Raw genomic sequence first — 26,444 nt, 5'->3', positions numbered from 1 at the left:
AAGAACAACGCCAGGGACGCATATCTGACGTGATAAATCGCAATCAGACAATCCTGCACGCATCCGCTTCCCAGCGATATCCCACTCCATAAACCGCGCGTATAAATGACTGCTCAGCATCCAGCGATTCCAGTTTGCGGCGCAGGTTTTTAATGTGGCTGTCGATAGTACGATCGGTCACTACACGATAATCATCGTAGAGGTGGTTCAGTAATTGCTCGCGGGAGAAAACTTTACCCGGTTCAAGCGACAAGGTTTTTAACAGGCGAAATTCAGCGGGCGTTAAATCCAGCGTTTTTCCACACCAGGAGGCCTGGAAACGGCTTTCATCAATCATTAACGGGCTTTCGGCATCCTGCTGCTGGAGTTCACGCAGTGGTTTGCAGCGACGTAAAATTGTTTTGACGCGGGCCACCACTTCGCGTGGGCTGTAAGGCTTACAGATATAATCATCGGCGCCGATTTCCAGCCCAAGTAGCCGGTCAATCTCTTCAATTTTGGCTGTGACCATCACGATAGGGATGTCGGAAAAACGACGGATCTCCCGGCATAGCGTCAGGCCATCCGTACCCGGTAGCATCAGATCCAGCAGGATCAGATCCGGCGGCGTTTGACGCACATATGGCAGTACGTTGTCGCCGTGATTGATGAGCGTAGGGGCGTAACTCGCTGCACGCAGATAGTCGATAAGTAGTTGTCCCAATTTGGGTTCATCTTCAACAATCAATATGCGCGGCGTGTTTTCATCAATGGGTAACTCAGTCATACATCTCTCTGTAAATCGCGATCCAGCGGTAGTTCTACTGTAATGCTAACCCCGCCAAAAGGCGAATGCGCGGCGCGAATATGCCCGTTGTGCGCATGTACGATATTGACGCAGATCGCCAGCCCCAGTCCTGACCCGCCGCTGGCGCGGTTGCGGGACACTTCCGTTCGGTAAAAACGTTCAAAAAGCTTTGAGAGCTGCTCATCGCTGACGCCCGGCGCGGAATCGGCAAAGGTCAGGAATAATGTTTTGTCGCGCTGTTCGGCAGAAATATGCAGGCCACCACCGCTATCCGTGTAGCGCAGACTGTTTTCCAGCAGATTATTAAACAGTTGCATCAAACGATCCGCATCGCCGAAGACGGTCATACTATCCGGCAGCGAGTAATGTAGCGTCAGCCCCCGGCTGGCGAAACGTTCCCGGAACGCGCCGCCAGCGACTTCCAGCAGGGGTACAAGATCGACAGTGGTTTTTTGATAGGCCAGCGCCCCCTCGTCAGACAAAGAGAGCTGATGCAAATCGTCAACCAGTTTGGTGAGCGTACCCACCTCCGCCTGTAGCGACGCGACTGACTCCGGGGTGAACTGACGAACGCCATCCTGAATGGCCTCCAGTTCGCCGCGTAATACCGCCAGCGGCGTGCGCAGTTCATGGGAAATATCCGCCATAAAGTCACGACGCATCTGCTGGTTTTTTTCCAGCGTACTGGCAAGCTGGTTAAAGTCCTGCGCCAGTTTTCCCAGCTCATCAGCGCTGGTAGGCGCTACGCGGGTGGTAAAATCCCCCGCCGCCAGTCGGTGCGTACCCTCGACCAGTCGTTTAACGGGAGCAAGCAGGCCGCGCGCCAGCAAAAATGTCGCCAGTGCGGCGAGCAACGTTGATAATGCCACAATCATCCAGCTGGCGCGCCGCTGCTGTTTATCAAAATTAATATCCGTATTACGCGTCAGTCGCTCGACGGGGGAAGCGATGACCGCGCCGACTTCGGCGCCATTGACCAGAATGGGCCGCCGGGTACCGTCATGGGGCACCGGGCCGCGGGGGCCAACCAGTACCCGGCCAGTTTGATCAACCACCCAGAATTGGGTACGCCAACCATGCGGCGGCATACCAGGGCCGGGTTTATCACGGTCATTGTCATGCTCAAATGAACGCAGGATCTGGAAAACGAAGCGATCGTTGTTGCGTAAAAAACGCCAGTTGCCGTGTTGCTGATACTGATCGCCCAACGCATCGCCCAGCATTTGTAACCGTTGTTCGTTGCCATGTTTAATGTAGTCAATAAATCCGCGTTCAAAACTGACACGCACGGCCCAATGCATACTGATCAGCAACACGATGCAGGTGGCGAAAATTGCCAGAAACAGTTTGCCGGTGATACCGGGCCGCCAGACTTTCATTACAGGCTCCTTTTACGCCGCGAAATGACCATGTTTTGCTGTGTATCGTTCGGCACGCGGGCAAAAATTATCGCCGGTAGCGCGATAATAACCGCCATACATAACCAGGTGTACATAAAGACGTAGTGTGTGGCGCTACTGTCTATGCCAATATGTTGCTGACCAAACAGGCCCAGCAGTAGCCCGGCAAGGGTGACGCCAATACTCATTGAGAGCTGCATGATCATTGATAGTAAGCTGTTACCGCTGCTGGCCTGCGTATCGGGAAGGTCTTTTAGTGTTAAGGTATTCATGGAGGAAAAACGCGCCGAATTCACCATTCCCTGAACAAGCAGTACCAGCGGCAGGAGATAATACCAGCCGAGCAGAGCGACCGACATAAACATCAGGCTAACGAATGCCAGTCCGAGCGTGGTTGCTACCAGTACCCGACGATAGCCAAAACGGTTAACTATCTGTACCACAATACGTTTCATTCCCATGCTGCCCAGCACCATAGGGATCATCATCAGGCCGGCATGAAATGGTGAAAAACCGAGGCCAATCTGCAAAAAGACCGGAGTGATAAACGGCAACATACCGCTGCCGATACGCCCGGCAAAACTGCCCAACAGACCCAGAGAAAAAGTGGGGGTGTGAAACAGTCGCAGACTAAATAGCGCGCCTGAATTTTTTTTGGCATGGAGAATGTAGAACAGAATTGATGCGGCGCCGCCTGCGGCAAGCCCTGCTAATGCCCAGGGCGAGATCCCCATGCTTTTACTGCCGTCCAGCGCCAGCGTGAGTACTGCCATGCCGACAGCCAACAGCAGGAAGCCAGGCAGATCAAAGCGGCGGGTTTCTATAGTATGGTTCGGCATCAGCATAAAGGTGGCGATAGCGCCGATAATACCGACAGGAATATTAATCAGAAAGATCCAGTGCCATGAGGCATACTCGACCAGTACGCCGCCCAGCGCGGGGCCGAGCAGTGGCCCGAACTGCCCCGGTAGGGTAACGAAGGTCATCGCTGCCATATATTGCTCGCGCGGCACGATTTTCATTACTGTCAGGCGTCCGACCGGCACCATCATTGCGCCGCCAACGCCTTGTAAAATCCGCGCCAATACCAGTTCATTAAGCGTGCCGGAGAGGGCGCAAAACAGCGATCCCAGCGTGAACAGCACGATGGCGGCAAAGAAAATATTACGCACGCCGATTTTGTCTGCCAGCCAGCCGCTGGCAGGCAGCATTACGGCGACGGTGAGAACATACGACACCACCACCATGTGCATATGGAGCGGGCTTTCCCCCAGGCTTTTCGCCATGGAGGGAAGCGCAGTATTAACGATGGTGGTATCCAGCGACTGCATAAAAAAGCCGAATGCCACAATCCAAAGTTGCCAGCGGGTGCTGTCAGGAAGCTCAGTCATATCTCTACTACCGGTTTGCTATTTTTACGCGAAAAACGCAGCCGCAGACGGTCGAAAAAGAGGTACACCACTGGCGTGGTATAGAGGGTCAGGAGCTGGCTCATAACCAAACCACCGACAATGGTTATCCCCAGCGGCTGACGTAATTCCGAACCGTCTCCGCCAGATAATACCAACGGCAATGCACCGAACAGCGCGGCTAACGTCGTCATCATTATCGGACGAAAACGTAGCAAACAGGCCTGGAAAATAGCTTGTTCCGGGGGCAGGTTGCCGTTTCGTTGTGCTTCAAGCGCAAAATCGACCATCATAATGGCGTTTTTCTTTACAATGCCAATTAATAGCATGATCCCTATCAGGGCGATTAGGCTGAACGGGGCATTGAAGAGTTCCAGCGCCAGGAGCGCTCCTACGCCCGCTGACGGCAGAGTAGAGAGAATGGTCAGCGGGTGGACGTAACTTTCGTACAATATCCCCAGCACAATATAGACGGTGGCAATCGCCGCCAGGATCAGAATAAGCTGCGAATTCATGGTCTGCTGAAAGACTTGCGCCGTTCCGGCAAAGCTGCCGCGTACGGTTGGGGGCACGCCAAGCTGCGTCATGGTGCGATTAATGGCTTCCGTCGCCTGCGATAACGACGTGCCGGCCGGCAGGTTAAAGGCAATAGTCGACGCCGCGGAAAGTCCCTGATGGTTCACCGACAGCGGCGCATTAGCTGGCCGCCATTGGGCGAAATAGGAGAGAGGGATCGCTTTCCCGTCGCTGTTGATAACAAACATTTTATCCAGCGCGCTGATATCCTGGGTATAGCGTGGGTCAACTTCCATTACCACTTTATACTGGTTCATCGGCTGATAAATGGTGGAGATCTGCCGCTGACCAAATGCGTTATTTAACAGGCTATTGGCGGCCTGAACATCAATGCCCAGCCGCGACATGGTGTCACGATCGTAGGTAAGGCTCATCTCGGCACCGTTATCCTGTTGGTCGGAGTTAACGTCCGCCAGTTGCGGCAGAGCAGAGAGCGCTTTGCGTATTTTGGGCTCCCATTCACGCAGCGCCGACAGGGAGTCAGACAACAATGTATATTGATAACTGGCGTTAGCCTGACGTCCACCGACGCGGATGTCCTGGACTGCCATTAGAAACAACGTAGCACCCGGTTCTTTCGCCAGTTTGATGCGCAACCGATCAATAATCTGCTGCGCGGTCTCTTTGCGTTCACCGCGCGGTTTAAGCGTAATAAACATCATGCCGCTGTTCACCCGCGATCCGCCGGTAAAACCGGTAACATTATCCACTGCCGGATCGTCGCGAATAATCTGCATAAAATCCTGCAGCTTACCGCGCATGGACTGGAAAGAGATGCTCTGGTCAGCCTGAATACCGCCCATCAGCACGCCGGTGTCTTGTTCCGGAAAGAACGTCTTAGGAATGGCGATATAAAGCCAGATATTCAGCGCAATGGTGCCAAGAAAAACCACACCGACAAGACGCGTATGGTTGAGTACCCATTTTAATGACGTGCCATACCTCTGCTGTAAGGCTACCAGCAGGCGGCCAATGCCCTGTTTACGCGGCTGGGCGCGAGGTTGGCTTGATTTCAGCATCCAGCCACACATCATCGGCGTCAGCGTGAGCGAGACGACCAGCGAAATGCCAATCGCCACCGAAAGGGTGACGGCGAACTCCCGTAATAGCCGCCCAGGCAGACCGCCCATTAACAGTAGCGGTAGAAATACAGCCACCAGCGAAAGGCTCATGGAGATAACCGTAAAACCGACTTCCCGTGTGCCTTGTAATGCCGCCTGCAACGGTTTCATTCCGGCTTCCAGATGGCGGGCAATATTTTCCAGCACCACAATCGCGTCATCAACGACAAATCCGGTTGCGATAGTGAGCGCCATTAACGACAGATTATTGAGACTGAAGCCGCACAGATACATAGCAGCGAATGTGCCGATGAGAGAAACCGGAACGGCGACAGCAGGGATTAGCGTAGCGCGCCCGGAGCGCAGGAAAAAAAATACCACCAGAATCACCAGCGCGACGGCGATAATCAGTGTTTCTTCTACCTCTTGTAGCGATGCGCGAATCGTCGGCGAGCGATCCTGGGCGATTTGTAAATCGATAGCGGCAGGGATCATTGCCCGTAGTTCCGGTAATTTTGCCCGAATACCGTCTACCGTTTGAATAATGTTGGCTTCTGGCAGCTTGCGGATCATCAACAAAATAGCCGGCTTCGCATTAGTCATCCCGGCGTTACGAACATCCTGTACCGAGTCGGTAACACGGGCGACATCGCCCAGGCGTACGGCAGCGCCGTTGTTATAGTGAATAATCAGCGGTTGATAGTCGGCGGCGGTTTTCAGTTCGTCGTTGGTCTGTATTTGCCAGCGGTGGATGTTATCTTCAATAGCGCCCTGCGGCCTGCGCACGTTGGCGTTATCGATAGCCTCGCGAACCTTGTCCAGTGAGACGCCCTGATTAAACAGCGCTTGTGGGTTTAAGCCTACGCGTACCGCGGGCAGGGAACTGCCGCCGACGTCAACATCACCCACGCCGTCAATTTGTGCGATGGTTTGCGCCAGTTGGGTTGAGGCGAAATCATACAGTTCCCCCTGCGACCAGGTATCCGATGTGAGCGTTAAAATCATAATGGGCGCGTCGGACGGGTTAGCCTTGCGGTAGGTCGGGCGGCTGGGCATTCCGCTTGGCAGTAAGCTTTGCGCGGCGTTAATGGCCGCCTGCACGTCGCGCGCCGCGCCGTTAATATCGCGGTCGAAGTTAAATTCGAGAATAATGCGTGTACTGCCAAGTGAACTGCTGGACGTCATTTCATTAACGCCGGCAATGCGTCCCAGCGAACGTTCCAGCGGCGTCGCTACTGACGATGCCATGGTTTCCGGCGAAGCGCCCGGCAATGAGGCGCTTACCATAATTACCGGGAAATCAACCTGCGGCAGCGGAGCGACCGGCAGCAGTCGAAAGCCCAGAATGCCGCACAGCGTAATGGCGGCGGCAATCAAAATAGTGGCGACCGGGCGGTAAATGAAAAGGGCGAAAAAGCGCATTTACGTCTCCTCTTCATGGCGTGGGAAGCGGTTTTTCACGTACAGTGACAGGCGGTCGAACAGCAGATAGATAACGGGCGTAGTAAACAACGTTAATACCTGACTGACCAGTAAGCCGCCCACCATGGCTATCCCCAGCGGGCGGCGCAACTCTGCGCCGACGCCAGTACTCAGCATTAATGGCAACGCGCCGAGCAGCGCCGCCAGCGTGGTCATCAGAATCGGCCGAAAACGCAGCAAACAGGCCTGGAAGATAGCGTCGCGTGGGCTCATCCCCTGCTCGCGTTCGGCGGCGAGCGCGAAGTCAATCATCATGATGGCGTTTTTCTTCACAATGCCGATCAGCAAAATAATGCCGATAATGGCGATAATATCCAGTTCGCTTCCGGCAATCATCAGCGCCAGCAGTGCGCCGACGCCCGCAGTGGGCAGCGTGGAGAGAATCGTGATTGGATGGATAAAACTCTCATACAGCACGCCAAGCACGATATACATTGCCACTACCGCGGCGACAATAAGCCAGACGGTGCTTCCCAGAGCGGCCTGGAAGGCAAGCGTACTGCCCTGAAATTGCGTCGTAATATCTGCAGGTAGCGCGAGCGCTTTTTCCGTATCAAGAATAGCCTGCACAGCATCGCCGAGCGAATAGCCCTCCGGTACGTTAAATGAAAATGTCGTGACCGGGAATTGATCTAAGTGATTGATAGAAAGCGGGGCAAAACGTTGCTCAATACTGGCTATCGCGCTGAGTGGTACCATTGCGCCATCGTTGCCTGTCAGGCGAATCGTCTCCAGCGCCGCCAGTCCTGGCGTGCTGGCGGTATTATGTTCCAGCACGACGCGGTACTGGTTCGCCTGGGTATAAATCGTCGAAATTAAGCGTTGCCCGAAAGCGTTGTAGAGTGCGTTATCCACATCCGCCATGCTGATGCCCAGACGGCTGGCGCTGTCGCGGTCGACATTCACCCAGGCCGCTAATCCCCGGTCCTGCCAGTCGCTGCTTACTTCAGAGAGTTGTGGCAACGACTGTAAGGCATTCAACAGTGTCGGCACCCAGTGGCTAAGCGCGTCAAGCGAGGTCGCTTGCAGGGTGAACTGATACGGCGTGCGGCTGACCTGCGTGTCGATAGTTAAATCCTGCGTCGGCTGAAGATACAGCGCCACGCCAGGCAGAGTCGCTACCGCGGTTTGCAGGCGGGAAATAACCTGTTGCACCCGGTCATCACGCGCTTCCAGCGGCTTGAGATTAATTTGCAGGCGCGCGCTATTTAGCGTGGGGTTAGCACCGTCCACGCCGACAAAGGTCGTCAGGCTTTCCACCGCCGGGTCCTGTAAGATTTGATCCGCAACCTGGCGCTGGCGCTGCGCCATACTGGCATAAGATGACGATTGTGGTGCCTGCAGAGTGCCCTGGATGATGCCATTATCCTGTACCGGAAAGAACCCTTTCGGGATGACTATCCACAGCATAATGCTGAGCAGTAGCGTAGTGAATGCCACGCTCAATGTTAGCCACGGATGGTTGAGTACTTTCGCGAGCCCGCGCCCGTAGCTGGCGATTACCCGTTCAAACAACCGTTCCGAGGCGCGCGAGAAGCGGTTTTGCTTACGCAATGATGCCTGGCTTAGCATACGCGCGCACATCATAGGTGTTAGCGTCAAAGAGACAACAGCGGAGATCAAAATCGCTATCGCCAGTGTCACCGCAAATTCGCGGAACAGGCGACCAACAATATCACCCATAAAGAGTAAGGGTATTAGCACCGCAATCAGCGAAAAGGTGAGTGAAATAATGGTAAAGCCGATTTCGCCCGCGCCTTTCAGTGCCGCTGCCAGCGGTTTTTCTCCTTTTTCGATATAGCGTGAGATGTTTTCGATAACCACAATCGCGTCGTCCACCACGAACCCTGTGGCGATAGTGAGCGCCATTAACGTCAGGTTATTAATGGAAAAATCCAAAAACACCATTACAGCAAACGTGCCGATAAGCGACAGCGGTACAGCGACACCGGGGATAATTGTGGCAGGAATGTTGCGTAAAAACAGGTAGATAATCATGACGACCAGCGCGATCGCCAGCATCAGTTCAGACTGGGTATCGCGCACGGAAGCGCGAATATTGGTGGTGCGATCGGACAGTACTGTGACCTTCACCGATTTTGGCAGGCTTTCGGTAAGCTGGGGAAGCATCTGGCGAATGCTGTCCGCCGTTGCGATGATATTCGCGCCGGGCTGGCGTTGAACGTTCATCACGATTGCCGGCGTGTTATCCGCCCATGCGCCGAGCCAGCTATTTTCCGCCCCCTGTTCGACGGTGGCGACGTCGCCCAGCCGTACCGGCGCGCCGTTTTGATAAGCGATGATGAGCCTGCGGTATTCGTCGGCGGACTGCATCTGATCGTTAGCTGAAAGCGTCACCGCGCGTTCAGGACCATCCAGGCTGCCTTTTGCCGAGTTGACGTTCGCCCCGGTAATGGCGGTACGGATAGTTTCGCTGGTCAGACCGAGCGCGGCGATGGCCTGGGCATTCAGTTTTACGCGTACCGCCGGACGTTGCCCGCCGGCAAGCGTCACCAGCCCGACGCCGGAAACCTGCGAAATCTTCTGCGCCACGCGAGTTTCTACCATGTCCTCTACCTGCGTCATTGGCATTGCGTTTGAGGTGACGGCAAGCGTCATAATAGGCGGGTCAGCCGGATTAACTTTGCTGTAAATCGGCGGATTGGGCAGGTCGGAGGGCAATAAATTAGTGGCTGCGTTTATCGCTGCCTGGACTTCCTGCTCGGCGACATCCAGCGGCAGCGTTAGCTGGAACTGTAGCGTCACCACCGATGCGCCGCCGGCGCTTTGCGACGACATCTGTTTAAGGCCTGACATCTGGCCGAACTGGCGCTCAAGCGGCGCGGTCACGGCGGATGTCATGACATCCGGGCTGGCGCCAGGGTAGAGAGTAACCACCTGAATAGTGGGGTAGTCTACTTCCGGTAAGGCAGCGACGGGCAAGAAGCGATAGCCGATAATCCCGGCGAGTAAAATTGCCGCCATCAATAGCGTAGTAGCGACGGGGCGCAGAATAAACAGGCGCGACGGGCCGCCTGTGCTGCCCGGGGGTAATACCTGCATCAGGCGCGCGCTCCTTTTTTACCGTCACGGCGGGAGGACGTGTTTTCATCCGCAGCGGCGATTTGCGGTTCAACAACGTCGACTTTAACGCCTTCCGTCAATCGGTCAATGCCATCGGTGACAACGCGATCACCTGCTGACAATCCTGCGCTGATCACGACGTTCCGGTTATCCTGAATACCGGTTTTCACCCGTTTCTTACTGACTTTATTCTCGTCGTTCAGCACCCATACAAAGTGGCCCTCGTTACCCATCTGCACTGCCGCAGTTGGCACCACAACGGCATTCTGTTCAGTATCGACCAGCATCCTGGCGTTAACGAATTGATTAGGAAATAGTGTATCGTCCTGATTATTAAAGCGCGCTTTAATTTTGATCGTTCCCGTCGTGGGGTCAATTTGGTTGTCCAGACTGAGCAATACACCTTCGCTCAATTTGTGCGAGTTAGTCCGATCCCAGGCTTCTACGGCCAGCGTTTTCCCCGCTTTTTGCGCCTGAACCACGGTCGCGATATCGCTTTCCGGCAGAGTAAAAATGAGATCAATCGGGTGCGTTTGTGTAATGACGACAATGCCAGTGGTATCGCTGCTGGAAATCTGGTTGCCGACATCCACCTGTTTCAGGCCGACGCGACCCGCGATCGGGGCGGTGATTCGGCTCCAGTCGAGCTGTAACTGCGCGCTGGCAACGCTGGCTTCATCCGCTTTAATCGTTCCCTGGGTTTCATTAACCAGCGCCTGTTGCGCATCCAGTTCCTGCCGGGAAACCAGGTTGGTTTTTACCAGTTGCTGATAACGCGCCAGATCGCGACGCGCATTGGCCAGCGTGGCCTTATCTTTCGCCAGTTGTCCCTGCGCCTGTGCCAGGGCGACCTTAAACTGGCTGGGATCGATTTGTGCCAGCAGGTCGCCCGCGCTGACCTGCTGCCCTTCCTGAAAGTGCAGGGCGATGAGTTGGCCGTCCACGCGGCTACGCACCGTAACGGTATTGGCTGCGGTCACGGTGCCCAGCCCGTTCAGGTAACGCGGTACGGCCTGTGTGGTTGCCGTCGCAGCCTGTACTGGCGCCAGGGCGCCAGAACGCATACCGCGGCGACCTGTGGCGGCGGAGTGTGGCGCTTGTGCGGCGACACCCGGCGCGGCGGTGGGGCTTTCACTGCGGGTATGCCAGAACCAGAATGCGGCGGCGGCCACAACCACCCCAATCGCTATTGCCCAGCGGAAAGTATTACTGCCTTTCATCGTGATAAGTTTCTCATCCTGAAACATTTTGCGGAATGTCGCTCCCTCTATTGTAGTCAGCAGGGAAGGGAGAAAAATGGAGGAATTATGGAACACGGTCGGGATTATTCTGAATGGCGAGGCGCTTTGCGAGACGCTACGCAACTCTCATCGGTGAAAATCGTTAACGCGCCGCAGTGCGGTAAAGTGGCGGCACGGCAATGAAGGTAAGCCACCGATTTCAGCAGGATGCTGAAACGGGAAAGCCCCTCCCGGGGAAGGGGCCAAAATAAGGAAAGGGTTATGATGAAGGTAGTCATCATACTGGTGATACGCTTAGTGATTAGCTTCCAGGCTTACTAAGACACCAGGGGGAGGAGAAATCTTCCCTTACCCTCACGCCTGACGCTAAGCCACATCAAGAATAATGTCAATCCATCCGCGCTGAGCTTGCGAGGCGCTTAGCGGAAAACGACCTCTGCCCAGCGCGCGAGCCCTGCAGTGACGGAGCCGAAATCATCGCCGCCAGCGATGGGTATGCCCGGTAGCTGTTCGGAAAGCGCTTTTTTAATCAATGGCGAACGGGCGCTGCCGCCGGTCAGATAGATGACATCCGGTTTTTCCTGCGCGCTGTCCAGCGCCAGTTGCACCTGTTCCAGAATACGCGCCAGCGGCTGATCCAGCGCCGCTTCCAGCCCTTGCTGGCTGATAGCGACCGCCAGGTCGTCACTGATAAATGGCAGCCTCGCCGTAACATCCGCTTGGCCGGAAAGGGCGATTTTGCTCTCTTCCGCGCAGCGTACCAGGCGGTAGCTAAGCCGCTGACGCCAGACCTTGAGCAGCAATGCGACCTTGTCTGCTTCACGCGCGTTGCGAACTAAATCGTTCAACAGGCGACCATTCGCGCTACTGTAAAAATCGCTTTGCGCCGGGACGTCATTAATCGCAACAGCGTTCCACCACGGCAGCACCGGCAGGGCGATGCCTTTTTCGGTTTCGCCGCCCATGCCCAGCAAAGGCATCAGATTTTTAAAGGCCAGCGCGATATCCAGATCGTTTCCGCCCACGCGGCAACCGCTGTGCCCCAACAGGCTGTTTTCACGATCGGCGCACTGGCGCCACTGCGGCCCCATCAGCAGCATGGAACAGTCGGTGGTGCCGCCGCCAATATCCACGACCAGCACACGCTTCTCTTCTTGCAACGTAGCCTCGTAGTCCAGGCCCGCCGCGACCGGCTCGTACTGGAAGACCACCTCCTGAAAGCCAGCGCGTTTTGCCGCCCGCTCCAGAATACCTTGCGCCTGGCGGTTGGCCTCGTCGCCGCCCAACCCCTGAAAGTTGATCGGACGGCCAATCACCGCCTGGTTAATCGTCTCCGGTAATTGGGCGTGCGCTGTCGTGCGGATATGTACCATCATGGCACAGACTAAATCTTCAAATAGCGCGACCTGTTGTGGTTTCAGGCCACTGGCACCTAAAAAGGATTTCGGCGATTTGACGAACCAGACCTCTTGTGGATCGTCAATATAATGCGCCAGCGACGCCAGACCAAACTGTACACTTTGTGCGCGAACCTCAATGTCTTCCTCGCGGTTATAGCGTATCGCGCGGCGTAGCAGCGCCTGGGTTTCTTCGTCCGTTGCCGGAACATCATGATGGCGGTACAGCCACTCACTCACCGCTTCGCGCGTCGGCGCGCACAGCATAGACGGCAGCAAGGTGCTGTTATTTTCCATCCTCAACAATTGTGGTCGCCCGTCACGCATAATGGCGACCGAGCAGTTTGCCGTACCGTAGTCAAACCCTATAAACACCTTAAAATCCCCATGCCAGTGAAGAAGGGGCGTGACTTTAGCGAAATGTCGTCGTGGCGACAACTGGAATATGAAAGCAAGGCATCATGTTCGATTAGCGTTTATGCTAAAGCGTCGCATAAAGGAGAAAAGCATGTTTACCCTGAGCTGGCAGCCGCCGTATGACTGGTCGTGGATGTTGGAATTTCTTGCCGCACGTGCGGTGGACGGCATAGAGACCGTGGGCGAGGGCTTTTATGCGCGCAGTCTGGTGGTGGGCGAGCATCGCGGGCTGGTAAGCGTGAGGCCTCATCAGCCGACCCACACGTTACAAATTACGTTGAGTGCGGGTTTGCTTCCTGTCGCGCCGGTGTGTCTGGCGAAGATCTCGCGTCTGTTTGATCTTGACTGCCAGCCCGCGGAGATCGCCGCTACGCTGGGAGCACTGGGCGAGGCCAGACCGGGGCTGCGTTTACCGGGATCGGTCGATACGTTTGAACAAGGCATACGGGCGATACTGGGGCAACTGGTGAGCGTCGCGATGGCCGCAAAGCTGACGGCAAAGGTGGCGCGCTGCTATGGCGAGGCCCTGCCGGATGCACCCGGATATGTCTGTTTTCCTGGGCCGGAAACGGTGGCATTGGCCGATCCGCTGACGTTGAAAGCGCTGGGGATGCCGCTTCGACGTGCCGAAGCGCTAATTTATCTGGCGCAGGCGACGCTGGCGGGAAAACTTGCTTTTACCGCGCCGTCGGATATTGAGCAGAGCGTGAAGAATTTGCAAACTTTTCCAGGTATTGGCCGCTGGACGGCGAACTATTTCGCTTTGCGCGGCTGGCAGGCAAAAGACATTTTTTTACCTGATGATTACTTAATTAAGCAGCGATTTTTTGGGATGACGCCCGCGCAGATCCGGCGTTATGCGGAGCGCTGGAAACCGTGGCGTTCCTATGCGCTCCTACACATCTGGTATACCCACGGTTGGCAACCGTCAATGGATAGCGAAATAGCTGGTATTCAGTAGCTGATCCAGCGGCTGAGTTTCGGCGATGACATCGCCATAAATTAAATCAATGCCAATAGCGGAGAGCGTATCCATCATCTGCGGGTTTTGCACCGGTCCGGCAAGGGTATTTATATCCAGACGCCGGGCATGACCCTGAATAATCGAGACCAGCATTTCATCCATTAAACTCTCGTGAATGCTGGCGGTAAGGTCGCTATCCAGCAGTAAATAATCGGTGATATGCGGGGTCAACAAATTAAAAAGGTGTAGATCGCGTCCGACATGGCTGAGAACAATTTGGCAGCCGTGTTGCCGTAGTTTTTGTAGGGCCGCAACGGCGGTGGGGGCCTGCGTTACGATGACATCTGCCGGGATAAGCAGATGGAGTAAACGCGGTGGCAGAGGACTATGCGCCAGTTGTTCCAGCAGTTCATCAATAAGCGTGGCGCTGCATAATCCGGCGGCAGACAGCGGCAACGCAATACTTAATCCTTTGCTGGCGACTGCCGCCGCTGCATGGTGGAAAAACTCATGAAATACCCGTCGGTCGAGGGCGTGATGCAGCGCGGAATCGGCTAATCCCGCACGAAACGCATGCTCTTCCATGACATCCCCTTCGCTGGTCCATAGCCTGAGTGAAACCAGCCAAAAGCTGATAGCCTCCGGCGTACGCGGTGGAACGACGCTTCTGGCAAGCATTAATAGGTGGTTATTTTTAATCATATGCCACTGCTCCTCCAGTGACATCATTCCTTTTGATGAGGTTAACGCCTGCTGTGGTTCATACACGGTCAGACGGCCACGACCGCCGTTTTTCGCGGCGTAGCAGGCAATATCTGCCTGAGACATGACCTCTGTTAGCTGGCAGTTGTGTTCATTGATCATCGTGATCCCGGCACTGGCGCCGATCCGATGCAAGCGTCCTTCCCACATAAAGTGATAATCATTGATAGCATTGATCAGCCGCGTTGCGATAAAACGCGCGCTTTCACTATTACAGTCCGGTAGTAGCAGCCCAAACTCATCGCCGCCCAGACGGGCGACTATATCGCCGGAGCGAAGCATACTGAGCATCAGAGACGCAAGTTCGCGCAACAGGGCATCGCCAGCGGCATGGCCTGCGCTGTCGTTAACCGCTTTAAAACGGTCCAGATCGATAAATACCAGCGCATGATGTTGAGGCGATTCCTGTATCGTTTGTAGGCGCTGTTTAAGCCGTTTTTCAAAACTGGCGCGATTGGCGAGATGGGTAAGGGCATCGTGGGTGGCGCTGTAGCTGAGCTGGCGCAACATTTTGCGCGATTCGGTCACATCCTGAATAACCAGAACTGAACCAATATTGCCGCCGTCAAGCGTGCTGAGCGGCGTGATACTGTAATGAATATCGTAACTGCCGCCGTTACGACAATGGAGAACGACCTCCTGTTCCATATCCGATCGCGATCTGTCGGCGCTATAAATATCTTCCAGCAGCGGACCATTATCCCCTTGTGTGATGCGCAAAATGGTTAATAGCGGCATGCCTAAAGCGCTCTCCTGCTGCCAGCCGCTCATCTTTTCGGCGATTGGGTTCATAAAGGTGATATTCATATCGACATCAATACACACTACCGCTTCCCCGATAGAGTCGAGGGTAATGTGCAGTCGCTCTTTTTCCTGAAACAGAGCTTCGTTCGCCAGTGTTATACGCTCCATCAGTCGCTGGTTTTCCTGCTCGCTTTGCTTGAGATCGTTAATGTCTTCAATCTGGGCAATAAAATAGAGGGGTTGATTGTCTTTATGGCGAACCAGCGAGACGGCCAGCAGCGCCCAGACGACTTCGCCACTGCGGGTGTAGTAGCGCTTTTCCATGGAATAGCTGTTGATGTCTCCGCGCACCAGCATATTCATCTGTTCAAGGTCGTTATTCAGATCTTCCGGCCAGGTCAGTTGCTGAAATGTCATTGCGCGTAATTCATCCTGGTTATAGCCCAGAAAATGGCTCAGAGACTTATTGACCTGTAGCCACTGGCCCTCTGTACCGACCAGTGCCATGCCAATGGCGGAATATTCCATGGCGTTACGAAAGCGGGATTCGCTCTCCGTGATGTGCTTGCGTTCTGTCCGAAACGCATACATCACCATCGTCATCATATTGGCGGGCAACAGGATCATTAAAAAAGGTAGCCACGGCATATTGATCATGACATCGGTTTTCGGCGTGGCGAGCAGAGTAGGGTCATTGGCCAGCATAAGTGAGACCACGATGACAGTAGCTAAAAAAATTAAAAACGCCTCCATTCGCGGCAGGCGAACCGCGCTCCACATCAGCAGGACAATGATGCATGTAAACGGCCACGGAACATAGCGCATGGAAAACCAGCTTAACGCCAGTGTAATGGCCAGGGTCAATAGCGTTTCCAGTAACAGATGCGGGTCGCGATGACGCAAGAGATAATATGGTTTAAACAGTAAACCGAGCGGCACCACGGCCAGCGCGCCGATGGCTTCTGATAATACCCAAATCAGAAACGCTTTCGGGACGACCGTTTCCGGCGCTATGAACCAGAATAACAGGCCGCCAAGTAGCGGAGGAATCACGGCGCTGCCGATAGCCAGACGGAACCAGTCATTCAGATTTTGTAAGGGATTATATCGGGGGAGCAACTGACGCAGCAGTATTGCGCCGGTGGTCGCCTCGATAATATTAATTGCCGTCCAGCTAAAGTTAAGCGAGGCAGCAGGAAATAACGTCAGGGAGGCGCTGATACTGCCGAGTGAGCAGGCGACCGCAATCCCTGGCCACAGCCGGCCTGCATGGCGATAAAACGCCACCATCATAATAGACGTGGGGAACCACAGCGGCGCAAGTTGGGTGCCGAAACGCGATAAGGCCAGTGAAAAGAGCGTAAAGATAAACGCGGTCAGGCCTAAACTGACCAGACGCAGCAGCGGGTGGGGTACGGTAACGAAAACATGTTGGGAGGGTTTATTCATTACCACTCTGTCCGAATCGCCGGTAACGTCGCGGAAGACCGGACGCGTCAGTTTAATCTGTGATAATGCTAGTATAAACGGGCGATGATTTATATGCTGGCTGTATATAAATTGCAGTTCCCGACGTAGTCATCCTTTGTGCGGATCTATAATGCTGCTGTCTGCTTTAAAACTGAACGCTTTTAATGCGTGATGCCGAATTCATTGACGCAAATTTATCGTGGCATAGCGCCGGGCTGGTATCGCGCCGTTGAAATCCCTATAATTGCCGCGTTTGGCGTTTCGGCGCCGCCCTTCCTAAACATCCAGGTTAATCAGGTCGCTAAATTTATGACTGATCAGTCTCATCAGTGCGTCATTATCGGTATCGCTGGCGCATCGGCTTCCGGCAAGAGTCTTATTGCCAGTACCCTTTACCGCGAATTGCGTGAACAAGTGGGTGACGAACATATTGGCGTTATTCCCGAAGACAGTTATTACAAAGATCAAAGCCATCTGTCGATGGAAGAACGCGTAAAAACTAACTATGACCATCCGAACGCGATGGATCACAGCCTGCTGTTTCAGCATCTTCAGGCGCTCAAGCGCGGTTCGGCGATCGAATTACCGGTATACAGTTATGTTGAGCATACCCGTATGCAGGAAACGGTTCGTGTAGAACCGAAAAAAGTGATTATTCTTGAAGGCATTCTGTTATTGACCGATGCGCGTTTGCGTGAAGAGATGAACTTCTCTATTTTTGTCGATACGCCGCTGGATATCTGTTTAATGCGCCGCATTAAACGCGATGTGAACGAGCGGGGCCGCTCAATGGATTCAGTGATGGCACAATACCAGAAGACGGTGCGTCCTATGTTCCTGCAATTTATTGAGCCTTCCAAACAATATGCGGATATTATCGTGCCGCGCGGCGGTAAAAACCGCATCGCTATTGATATTCTGAAAGCGAAAATCAGCCAGTTCTTTGAATAAATCTGGCGAATTGTGTACCGTTCAGTGATAACCTGGTTTGCCCTTGATGTGCTTGATTTTAGGGCTGGATGCGCGAAAGGAGAAAGTGCCATGCGTTTATGCGACCGAGATATTGAAGCCTGGCTGGATGAAGGCCGTTTGTCTATCAACCCGCGACCTCCCGTGGAGCGCATTAACGGCGCGACGGTCGATGTACGTCTTGGCAATAAATTTCGTACCTTCCGTGGTCACACGGCGGCGTTTATCGATCTAAGCGGGCCAAAAGATGAGGTGAGCGCGGCGCTGGATCGCGTAATGAGCGATGAAATCGTTCTACCGGACGGCGAGGCATTTTATCTTCATCCGGGCGAACTGGCACTGGCCGTGACGTATGAATCCGTTACCCTGCCTGCGGATTTAGTAGGATGGCTGGATGGCCGTTCTTCTCTGGCGCGTCTGGGGCTAATGGTGCATGTGACTGCGCATCGTATCGATCCAGGCTGGTCTGGCTGTATTGTGCTTGAGTTTTACAACTCCGGAAAACTGCCGCTGGCGTTGCGTCCGGGGATGCTTATTGGCGCGCTGAGCTTTGAGCCGCTGTCTGGCCCGGCGGCACGGCCTTATAACCGCCGTCAGGATGCCAAATATCGCGATCAGCAGGGCGCCGTTGCCAGCCGGATTGATAAAGACTGAGCCATTCGGCGCAACACTGCCGGTCCATTGAGGGTAGCATGAGACGATTTCTGACGACGCTGATGATTCTCCTGGTCGTTCTGGTGGCCGGATTTTCCGCGTTGGTATTGTTGGTTAATCCGAATGATTTCCGCGCTTATATGGTGCAGCAGGTTGCTGCGCGTAGCGGATACCAGCTGCAACTGGACGGGCCGTTGCGTTGGCATGTCTGGCCGCAGTTGAGCATCCTTTCCGGGCGGATGACGCTAACGGCGCAGGGTGCCAGCGAGCCGCTGGTGCGGGCTGACAATATGCGCCTGGACGTTGCGTTGTGGCCGCTATTGAGTCATCAGCTTCATGTTAAGCAGGTTATGCTGAAAGGGGGGGTGATTCAACTGACGCCGCAAACGGAAGCGGTACGCCGTGATGATGCGCCGGTTGCGCCGCAAGACAATACGTTGCCGGATGTCGCGGAAGATCGCGGCTGGTCGTTCGATATCCGGAGCCTGCGCGTTGCCGACAGCGTGCTGGTTTTCCAGCATGAAAATGATGAACAGGTCACGGTACGCGATATTCATCTGAATATGGAACAGGACGCCGAGCATCGTGGAACGTTTGATTTTTCGGGACGCGTAAACCGCGACCAGCGGGATCTTTCATTATCGTTCAGCGGAACGGTAGATGCTTCTGATTATCCACATAAGTTAACGGCCGGTATTGAGCAACTGCGCTGGCAACTGCAGGGCGCAGACCTGCCAGCGCAGGGGATTGAGGGCCAGGGGCAATTCCAGGCGCAGTGGCAGGAAGCGCAAAAACGGCTTTCATTTAATCAGTTAAATTTAACCGCGAATGACAGTTCCCTGAGCGGACACGTTCAGGTGACGCTGTCGGAGCGGCCTGAATGGCAAATTACTCTGCAGTCCGGCAAGCTCAATCTGGATACGCTTTTACCGCATCATAACACTGTGGCGCAGACAAACGGCGCGGCGTCGCAGGGACAAAATGCACTTCCCCTGACAAGGCCAGTTATCGCCTCGCGTGTTGATGCGCCGCCTTATCAGGGGCTGCAAAGCTTTACGGCGGCGATTGCTTTACAGGCGGATTCCGTGCGCTGGCGGGGAATGGACTTTACCCAGGTCTCAGCGAAAATGTCTAACCAGGCCGGGTTGCTGGATATCACCGAGTTGCAGGGTAAGCTGGCCGACGGGCAACTGTCGCTGCCCGGTACGCTGGATGCCCGCACCACCAGCCCGCGCGTAGTGTTCCATCCTCGTCTCAGCCAGGTTGAGATCGGCACTATCCTGAAAGCGTTTAATTATCCGATTAGCCTGACCGGCAAGATGTCGCTGGTTGGCGATTTTTCCGGGGCAGATATTGACGCACTGGCGTTTCGCCATAGTTGGAAGGGAAAAGCGCATGTTGACATGAGCAATACGCGACTCGAAGGAATGAATTTTCAGCAACTGGTGCAGCAAGCCGTAGTGCGAAGCGGCGGCGACGCGCAGCAGTCGCAGGAGAATATGGATAATGCGACCCAACTGGACCGTTTCATGACCGATCTGACGCTGAATAAGGGCACATTGACGCTCGACGACATGCGTGGGCAATCTTCAATGCTGGCGTTAACCGGCAGCGGGACGCTGAATCTGGTTGAGCAGAGCTGTGATACCGAATTTAATCTCCGGGTGCTGGACGGCTGGAGCGGCGATAGTAATCTGATTACGTTCCTGCAAGAGACGCCGGTACCGCTACGGGTCTATGGCAAGTGGCAGGCGTTGAATTACACCCTGCAGGTGGACCAGTTATTGCGTAAACATTTGCAGGATGAGGCGAAACGACGACTTAATGACTGGGCAGATCGCAATAAAGATACCCGTAACGGTAAAGATGTAAAAAAATTGCTGGATAAGCTGTAGTTTTTGGCTAAAAGGGGGCCGGATAGCGACGCTGGCGCGTCTTATCCGGCCTGCCTGACAAGCAGACCGGGGAAGTCGCGCCCGGCGTTAACCATCGTATTCAGCATCATCGTGAGGCAGCGGAATGACCTGCACTTTCTGCACCCGATGACTTTCCACCTGCAATGTTTTCAGCAAATAGTCGCCCACCTGAACCTCTTCGCCAGTTTTCGGTATCCGCTGTAAATACTCCATTAATAATCCGGCAATCGTATGGTATTCCCGCTTGTCATCCAGCGGTAGCGGTACGTACTGCACCAGATCCTCCAGCGGCATATGACCGTTTGCCGTCCAGGAGCCGTCCTGATTCTTCTGAATGTCATGGCGGGCGTCAATTTCTTCCACTTCATTTGGCAGATTACCGGCGATAGTCTCCATCACATCGCTGAGTGTTACAATTCCTTCCACCGAGCCAAACTCATCCACAACAAAGGCAAAATGGGTTCTGGCGTTACGAAATTGCTCCAGCGCGGGCAGCAGCGGTAACGTTTCAGGGAACACCAACGGCTGGCGAATCAGCGCCCGCAGGTTGAGCGGTTCGCCGCGCAGGGACTGCTGCAATAAATCGATGACATGAACGACGCCGAGCAAATCTTCCTGTTCGTTTTCGCCGGTCACTACCAGACGCGTATGCTGATTCTTTTCCAGCAAAGCGCGGACTTCCGCCTCCGGGGCGTTGAGGTCGATATGTTCAATATCATGACGCGACGTCATGATGCTACTCACGGTGCGCTGGTTGAGATTCAGCACCCGCTCAATCATCCTGCGCTCCTGCGGATTAAAAATCTGGCTATCGTCATGGTCCGCCAGCATCGCAGCAGTTTCCGCATCCAGTTCGGCATCCTCTTTTTTACCGCTAATCAGGCGCATCACGGCTTCTGTTGTGCGTTGGCGCAGCGTATGGTTAGCCGAAAGGAAGCGGCGGCGGTTAAAGATTGCCAGCTGATTGAGCGCCTCGATCATCACCGAGAAGCCGATAGCCGCGTACAGATAGCCTTTCGGAATATGGAAGCCAAACCCTTCTGCTACCAGACTAAAGCCGATCATGAGCAGGAAGCTCAGACACAGAATGACAATCGTCGGATGGTTGTTCACAAACCGGGTAAGGGACTTACTGGCGAGCAGCATCAGGCTAATGGCGATAATCACCGCCGCCATCATAACCGCCAGATGATCGACCATCCCTACAGCAGTAATTACGGAATCCAGCGAGAAAATAGCGTCCAGTACCACGATTTGCGCGACCACCGCCCAGAATTTAGCTCCCTTACGTTGGGTAGGGTTGGCGCTATCTTTCCCTTCCAGCCGTTCGTTGAGCTCCATGGTGGCTTTAAACAGCAGGAAGAAGCCACCGAACAGCATAATGAGATCGCGGGCGCTGAAGCTCAGCCCTTGTATGCTAAAGAGCGGCTTCGTCAAGGTGACCAGCCACGAGATTGACGCCAGCAACAGCAGGCGCATGATCATCGCCAGTAGCAGGCCGGTAACGCGCGCGCGGTCGCGCTGACCCGGCGGCAGTTTTTCGGCGAGGATGGCAATAAAGACCAGGTTATCAATGCCGAGAACAAGTTCGATAACGATTAACGTCACCAGTCCGGCCCAGATTGACGGATCGGCAATCCATTCCATAGTAAGAGCAATACCTTCTGTAATATGACAATTGTCACAATTCGATCATGGATAATGCAGCGGAAAAATGCAATGCCGCAACGCAATTTATCTTACTGGCAAAGGCATAAAGAAATTTTAAATAGCCTTAATATTTCTGTCGGAAACTAAATGGAATAAAGAATATATTTAGGAAATATCGCAGGTAAACGGAATGAATATATATTGTCAACATCAATAAAATCCTAAAATGTTATGTTAATCCATTTAATACTAATCTTAAAAATATAAAATGGAGGATTTGTTACCTTGCCTGCCATTAGGTTAGCTGCAACAATTCTTGCAGGATTAAGACTGGGCTCATAAATATGCTGTTATGACGTCATGAAAAATATTAATTCGTTACCTCTATTTTTGCAGAAGATTTTTATCTGAACGAAACTGCAATCGAAGAAAATTTAAAATAATCAGTGCATTGGTAGCTAAAAGCCAGGGGCGGTAGCGTGCCTGGAAGCCTGAAGAGAAGCCGTTATTATTCTGTCAATAGCCTGCGGATGAATTGATTTTTTTTCAGAATGATGCCAGTTAATTTTCTTTTTTATTAGCTGCAAGGTAAATGTCCACGGACGAAGCTGCTATTTAAATTAAACGGGATAATGACTCTGCCAAAGTGATAAATAATCAATGATGAAATCCAAAATGAAATTGATGCCATTATTGGCGTCGCTCAGCTTGATAAGTGGTTGCACAGTACTTCCGGGCAGCAATATGTCTACGATGGGGAAAGATGTGATCAAACAGCAAGACGCTGATTTTGATCTCGACCGGATGGTTAATGTGTACCCGCTGACGCCTCGCCTGGTGGAGCAATTACGCCCGCGGCCCAATGTCGCGCAGCCGAATATGTCACTGGATCAGGAGATCGCCAGCTATGAGTATCGTGTCGGGCCTGGCGATGTGCTCAATGTCACCGTCTGGGATCACCCTGAACTCACTACACCAGCAGGCCAGTACCGTAGTTCAAGCGATACTGGCAACTGGGTGCAGCCGGACGGCACCATGTTTTATCCCTACATCGGCAAGGTTAGGGTGGTGGGTAAAACTCTGGCGGAAATTCGCAGCGACATTACCGGCCGTTTAGCGCAGTACATCGCTGACCCGCAGGTGGACGTTAATATCGCCGCTTTCCGCTCGCAAAAAGCGTATATCTCCGGACAGGTGAATAAATCTGGCCAGCAGGCGATTACCAATGTGCCGCTCACGGTCCTGGATGCGATTAACGCCGCGGGTGGTCTGACCGACACGGCGGACTGGCGCAACGTGGTACTCACGCACAATGGCAAAGAGCAGCGCATTTCCCTGCAGGCGCTGATGCAGAATGGCGATCTTAGCCAGAACCGCCTGCTCTACCCCGGCGACATTCTGTATGTACCGCGCAATGACGATCTGAAAGTCTTTGTGATGGGGGAAGTGAAAAAACAGAGCACCCTCAAAATGGACTTCAGCGGCATGACGCTTACCGAAGCATTAGGTAACGCGGAAGGCATCGATCTGACCACCTCCAACGCCAGCGGCATCTTTGTCATTCGTCCGTTGAAAGGGGAGGGGGGACGCAGCGGCAAGATCGCCAATATCTACCAGCTTGATATGTCCGATGCCACCTCGCTGGTGATGGCGACGGAATTCCGCCTTCAGCCTTACGATGTGGTGTATGTCACGACCGCGCCGGTTGCTCGCTGGAACCGTCTGATCAATCAGTTGCTGCCGACCATTAGCGGTGTCCGTTATATGACGGATACGGCCAGCGACATTCATACCTGGTAATTGTCATGTTTAACAAAATTTTAGTGGTCTGTGTGGGAAATATTTGCCGTTCCCCGACGGCGGAGTGTTTACTGCAGCGCTTTCATCCTTCGCTGACGGTCGCTTCCGCCGGGTTAGGCGCGCTGGTTGGTAAGGGGGCCGATCCTGCGGCGGCGAGTGTGGCGAGCGCCCACGATCTGTCTTTAGAAAACCACTGCGCGAGGCAAATATCTGCGCGCATGTGCCGGGAATATGACCTGATTCTGACAATGGAGAAACGCCACATCGCCGCCCTGTGCGAAATCGCGCCGGAGATGCGCGGCAAGGTAATGCTGTTTGGTCACTGGGACGGCGAGCGTGAAATACCGGACCCGTACCGCAAAAGTCGCGATGCGTTTGAAGCGGTGTACACATTACTTGAAAGGTCTGCCCGCCAGTGGGCGCAGGCACTGAATGCAGAGCAGGGAAAACCATGACAGAAAAAGTAAAACAATCTGCGACGGCGGGTAGCGATGAAATCGATATCGGGCGTCTGGTAGGAACGGTGGTTGAAGCGCGCTGGTGGGTATTAGGGACGACGGCCCTGTTTGCATTGTGCGCGCTAATTTATACCCTTTTCGCCACGCCGATTTATAGCGCCGATGCGCTGGTTCAGATTGAGCAAAATACCGGTAATTCGCTGGTACAGGATATCAATAGCGCATTAGCGAATAAGCCGCCGGCTTCCGATGCGGAAATTCAGTTGATCCGATCGCGTCTGGTGCTGGGAAAGACGGTTGACGATCTTGATCTGGATATTGCCGTGACCAAAAACACTTTTCCTCTGTTCGGCGCCGGGTGGGAACGTCTGATGGGGCGCCAGAACGAAACGGTGAAGGTCACGACATTTACCCGGCCAGAGACGATGAACGGGCAGATCTTCACTCTTAAGGTGCTAAACGATAAGCGTTACCAACTGGTCAGCGACGGTGGATTTAACGCGCAGGGCAACGTCGGACAGTTACTGAATAAAGGCGGCGTAACGATGCGGGTAGAGGCGATTGACGCCCGTCCTGAGACGCAATTTACGGTAAGTAAGTTCTCAACGCTTGGCATGATCAATAACCTGCAAAATAACCTCACCGTGACGGAAACCGGAAAAGATACCGGGGTACTGAGTCTGACGTTCACCGGGGAGGATCGCGACCAGATCCGCGATATTCTCAACAGTATTACCCGTAATTATCTGGAACAGGATATTGCGCGTAAATCTGAAGAGGCAGGGAAAAGCCTGGCTTTTCTGGCAAAACAGTTGCCGGAAGTCCGCAGTCGTCTGGATGTCGCAGAAAACAAACTCAATGCGTTCCGCCAGGATAAAGACTCCGTAGATTTGCCGCTGGAGGCGAAGGCAGTACTCGACTCCATGGTGAATATTGACGCTCAGTTGAATGAGTTAACCTTTAAAGAGGCGGAAATTTCCAAGCTCTTTACCAAAGCGCATCCGGCTTACCGCACCCTGCTGGAAAAACGTAAAGCGCTGGAAGATGAAAAAGCCAAACTGAACGGGCGGGTGACGGCGATGCCGAAAACCCAGCAGGAGATTGTGCGTTTGACCCGCGATGTGGAGTCCGGCCAGCAGGTCTATATGCAACTGCTTAATAAACAGCAGGAGCTGAAAATCACCGAAGCCAGCACCGTTGGCGATGTGCGCATCGTTGACCCGGCGATTACCCAGCCGGGCGTGCTGAAGCCGAAAAAGGCGTTGATTATTCTCGGCAGCATTATTCTGGGATTAATGTTATCGATTGTCGGCGTGCTGCTGCGCTCGCTGTTTAATCGCGGTATCGAAAGTCCGCAGGCGCTGGAAGAGCACGGGATCAGTGTCTATGCCAGTATTCCGCTGTCGGAATGGCAAAAAGCGCGCGATAGCGTCAAAACCATTAAAGGAATTAAGCGCTATAAGCAGAGCCAACTGCTGGCGGTGGGCAATCCGACCGATCTGGCGATTGAGGCGATTCGCAGCCTGCGCACCAGTCTGCACTTCGCCATGATGCAGGCGCAAAATAATGTGCTGATGCTTACAGGGGTTAGCCCCTCTATCGGTAAAACTTTTGTTTGCGCCAACCTGGCGGCGGTCATCAGCCAGACGCATAAAAGGGTACTGCTGATCGACTGTGATATGCGTAAAGGTTACACCCACGAACTGCTCGGCACGAATAACGTGGATGGCTTATCCGACATTCTGGCCGGCAAAGGCGAGATAACCTCCTGCGCAAAACCTACGGCAATCGCTAATTTTGATCTTATTCCACGCGGTCAGGTGCCCCCTAATCCCTCGGAACTGCTGATGAGTGAGCGCTTCGGCGAGCTGATCGCATGGGCAAGCCGCCGCTATGATCTGGTATTAATCGACACGCCGCCAATTCTGGCCGTGACCGATGCCGCAATTGCTGGCCGTCACGCAGGGACAACGCTCATGGTGGCGCGTTATGCCGTCAACACCTTAAAAGAGGTGGAAACCAGTCTGAGTCGTTTTGAACAGAATGGCATTCAGGTAAAAGGCGTGATCCTTAACTCCATTTTCCGTCGGGCGGCCGGGTATCAGGATTACGGCTACTACGAGTACGAATACCAGTCAGATTCCAAATAAAAAATGCAATGTGCCGGATGGCGTGGCCTGCGAAAGTAGGCCGGATAAGCCGC

17 protein-coding genes are annotated in these 26,444 nt (G+C 53.9%); 8 read left to right on the top strand and 9 right to left on the bottom strand.

All coding sequences use genetic code 11. The features are described from left to right. Nucleotides 1–43: 43 nt before the first annotated feature. Genes baeR through SBG_RS10005 form a run of 6 tightly spaced genes read right to left on the bottom strand, consistent with a single transcriptional unit; the run spans nucleotide 44 to nucleotide 11,019 of the window. Entirely contained in the window at nucleotides 44–766 is a 723-nt protein-coding gene (baeR, locus tag SBG_RS10030; protein WP_000137858.1) for an envelope stress response regulator BaeR, read from the bottom strand. Beyond that, nucleotides 763–2,166, bottom strand: coding sequence for an envelope stress sensor histidine kinase BaeS (gene baeS, locus SBG_RS10025; protein WP_000870084.1), 1,404 nt, complete (start codon nucleotides 2,164–2,166; stop codon nucleotides 763–765). The genes baeR and baeS overlap by 4 nt, the downstream gene beginning before the upstream one ends. Beyond that, on the bottom strand, nucleotides 2,166–3,578 hold the full coding sequence (mdtD, locus tag SBG_RS10020) for an MFS transporter (protein ID WP_000137833.1): 1,413 nt from the start codon (nucleotides 3,576–3,578) through the stop codon (nucleotides 2,166–2,168). Before mdtD ends, baeS begins: the two co-directional genes overlap by 1 nt. Further along, nucleotides 3,575–6,655: a multidrug efflux RND transporter permease subunit MdtC gene (gene mdtC, locus SBG_RS10015; protein ID WP_001210105.1), complete on the bottom strand. Its 3,081-nt coding sequence runs from the start codon at nucleotides 6,653–6,655 to the stop codon at nucleotides 3,575–3,577. Before mdtC ends, mdtD begins: the two co-directional genes overlap by 4 nt. Then, nucleotides 6,656–9,778: a multidrug efflux RND transporter permease subunit MdtB gene (gene mdtB / locus SBG_RS10010; protein WP_001197778.1), complete on the bottom strand. Its 3,123-nt coding sequence runs from the start codon at nucleotides 9,776–9,778 to the stop codon at nucleotides 6,656–6,658. After that, on the bottom strand, nucleotides 9,778–11,019 hold the full coding sequence (locus SBG_RS10005; RefSeq protein WP_015702926.1) for an MdtA/MuxA family multidrug efflux RND transporter periplasmic adaptor subunit: 1,242 nt from the start codon (nucleotides 11,017–11,019) through the stop codon (nucleotides 9,778–9,780). Before SBG_RS10005 ends, mdtB begins: the two co-directional genes overlap by 1 nt. Nucleotides 11,020–11,301: 282 nt before the next feature. Between SBG_RS10005 and SBG_RS22950 the strand changes: the two genes are divergently transcribed. Beyond that, nucleotides 11,302–11,361, top strand: coding sequence for a type I toxin-antitoxin system Ibs family toxin (locus tag SBG_RS22950; protein WP_141025549.1), 60 nt, complete (start codon nucleotides 11,302–11,304; stop codon nucleotides 11,359–11,361). A gap of 98 nt (nucleotides 11,362–11,459) precedes the next feature. Here the strand turns inward: SBG_RS22950 and yegD are convergent, their stop codons facing one another. Then, nucleotides 11,460–12,812 carry a molecular chaperone gene (gene yegD / locus SBG_RS10000; RefSeq protein WP_000469640.1) on the bottom strand — a complete coding sequence of 451 codons (1,353 nt, stop codon included), beginning with the start codon at nucleotides 12,810–12,812 and terminating at the stop codon, nucleotides 11,460–11,462. Between the two features lie 133 nt (nucleotides 12,813–12,945). Between yegD and alkA the strand changes: the two genes are divergently transcribed. Further along, complete coding sequence (gene alkA, locus SBG_RS09995) at nucleotides 12,946–13,815, top strand: DNA-3-methyladenine glycosylase 2 (protein WP_000494699.1); 870 nt, start codon at nucleotides 12,946–12,948, stop codon at nucleotides 13,813–13,815. On the opposite strand, the gene SBG_RS09990 is transcribed toward alkA, so the two are convergent. Then, nucleotides 13,783–16,773: an MASE1 domain-containing protein gene (locus SBG_RS09990; RefSeq protein ID WP_001039977.1), complete on the bottom strand. Its 2,991-nt coding sequence runs from the start codon at nucleotides 16,771–16,773 to the stop codon at nucleotides 13,783–13,785. The two genes, alkA and SBG_RS09990, sit on opposite strands and share 33 nt — an antisense overlap. A 330-nt stretch (nucleotides 16,774–17,103) precedes the next feature. Between SBG_RS09990 and udk the strand changes: the two genes are divergently transcribed. The 3 genes from udk to asmA all read left to right on the top strand — a co-directional run bounded on the left by udk (nucleotide 17,104) and on the right by asmA (nucleotide 20,312). After that, the gene (gene udk, locus SBG_RS09985) at nucleotides 17,104–17,745 is read left to right on the top strand and encodes a uridine kinase (protein ID WP_000132082.1); all 642 of its coding nucleotides are present in this window, start codon (nucleotides 17,104–17,106) and stop codon (nucleotides 17,743–17,745) included. Between the two features lie 90 nt (nucleotides 17,746–17,835). Further along, nucleotides 17,836–18,417, top strand: coding sequence for a dCTP deaminase (gene dcd, locus SBG_RS09980; protein ID WP_001234781.1), 582 nt, complete (start codon nucleotides 17,836–17,838; stop codon nucleotides 18,415–18,417). Between the two features lie 38 nt (nucleotides 18,418–18,455). Continuing rightward, nucleotides 18,456–20,312 carry an outer membrane assembly protein AsmA gene (asmA, locus tag SBG_RS09975; RefSeq protein ID WP_001252276.1) on the top strand — a complete coding sequence of 619 codons (1,857 nt, stop codon included), beginning with the start codon at nucleotides 18,456–18,458 and terminating at the stop codon, nucleotides 20,310–20,312. Nucleotides 20,313–20,399: 87 nt separating this feature from the next. Here the strand turns inward: asmA and SBG_RS09970 are convergent, their stop codons facing one another. After that, nucleotides 20,400–21,980 carry a TerC family protein gene (locus SBG_RS09970; protein WP_000454727.1) on the bottom strand — a complete coding sequence of 527 codons (1,581 nt, stop codon included), beginning with the start codon at nucleotides 21,978–21,980 and terminating at the stop codon, nucleotides 20,400–20,402. A gap of 663 nt (nucleotides 21,981–22,643) precedes the next feature. On the opposite strand from SBG_RS09970, the gene wza reads away from it, so the two are divergent. Genes wza through wzc form a run of 3 tightly spaced genes read left to right on the top strand, consistent with a single transcriptional unit; the run spans nucleotide 22,644 to nucleotide 26,391 of the window. Continuing rightward, the gene (wza, locus tag SBG_RS09965; protein ID WP_000978072.1) at nucleotides 22,644–23,783 is read left to right on the top strand and encodes a polysaccharide export protein Wza; all 1,140 of its coding nucleotides are present in this window, start codon (nucleotides 22,644–22,646) and stop codon (nucleotides 23,781–23,783) included. 5 nt (nucleotides 23,784–23,788) lie between these two features. Further along, complete coding sequence (wzb, locus tag SBG_RS09960; protein ID WP_000482222.1) at nucleotides 23,789–24,238, top strand: low molecular weight protein-tyrosine-phosphatase Wzb; 450 nt, start codon at nucleotides 23,789–23,791, stop codon at nucleotides 24,236–24,238. Continuing rightward, entirely contained in the window at nucleotides 24,235–26,391 is a 2,157-nt protein-coding gene (gene wzc / locus SBG_RS09955) for a tyrosine-protein kinase Wzc (protein WP_000137241.1), read from the top strand. Before wzb ends, wzc begins: the two co-directional genes overlap by 4 nt. The last annotated feature ends 53 nt before the right edge of the window (nucleotides 26,392–26,444 follow it).

The sequence above is a fragment of the Salmonella bongori NCTC 12419 genome, assembly GCF_000252995.1.
Classification (GTDB): Bacteria; Pseudomonadota; Gammaproteobacteria; order Enterobacterales; family Enterobacteriaceae; genus Salmonella; species Salmonella bongori.
The sequence above is the reverse complement of the archived record's forward strand: the minus strand, read 5'-3'. Positions and strand labels throughout refer to the sequence as shown.

Coding starts and splice junctions, on each gene's coding strand:
- baeR (WP_000137858.1), bottom strand. CDS start 766: ATGACTGAGTTACCCATTGATGAAAACACGCCGCGCATATTGATTGTT.
- SBG_RS10005 (WP_015702926.1), bottom strand. CDS start 11,019: ATGAAAGGCAGTAATACTTTCCGCTGGGCAATAGCGATTGGGGTGGTT.
- mdtD (WP_000137833.1), bottom strand. CDS start 3,578: ATGACTGAGCTTCCTGACAGCACCCGCTGGCAACTTTGGATTGTGGCA.
- alkA (WP_000494699.1), top strand. CDS start 12,946: ATGTTTACCCTGAGCTGGCAGCCGCCGTATGACTGGTCGTGGATGTTG.
- mdtB (WP_001197778.1), bottom strand. CDS start 9,778: ATGCAGGTATTACCCCCGGGCAGCACAGGCGGCCCGTCGCGCCTGTTT.
- dcd (WP_001234781.1), top strand. CDS start 17,836: ATGCGTTTATGCGACCGAGATATTGAAGCCTGGCTGGATGAAGGCCGT.
- udk (WP_000132082.1), top strand. CDS start 17,104: ATGACTGATCAGTCTCATCAGTGCGTCATTATCGGTATCGCTGGCGCA.
- asmA (WP_001252276.1), top strand. CDS start 18,456: ATGAGACGATTTCTGACGACGCTGATGATTCTCCTGGTCGTTCTGGTG.
- wzc (WP_000137241.1), top strand. CDS start 24,235: ATGACAGAAAAAGTAAAACAATCTGCGACGGCGGGTAGCGATGAAATC.
- wza (WP_000978072.1), top strand. CDS start 22,644: ATGATGAAATCCAAAATGAAATTGATGCCATTATTGGCGTCGCTCAGC.
- SBG_RS09970 (WP_000454727.1), bottom strand. CDS start 21,980: ATGGAATGGATTGCCGATCCGTCAATCTGGGCCGGACTGGTGACGTTA.
- mdtC (WP_001210105.1), bottom strand. CDS start 6,655: ATGCGCTTTTTCGCCCTTTTCATTTACCGCCCGGTCGCCACTATTTTG.
- wzb (WP_000482222.1), top strand. CDS start 23,789: ATGTTTAACAAAATTTTAGTGGTCTGTGTGGGAAATATTTGCCGTTCC.
- baeS (WP_000870084.1), bottom strand. CDS start 2,166: ATGAAAGTCTGGCGGCCCGGTATCACCGGCAAACTGTTTCTGGCAATT.
- SBG_RS09990 (WP_001039977.1), bottom strand. CDS start 16,773: ATGAATAAACCCTCCCAACATGTTTTCGTTACCGTACCCCACCCGCTG.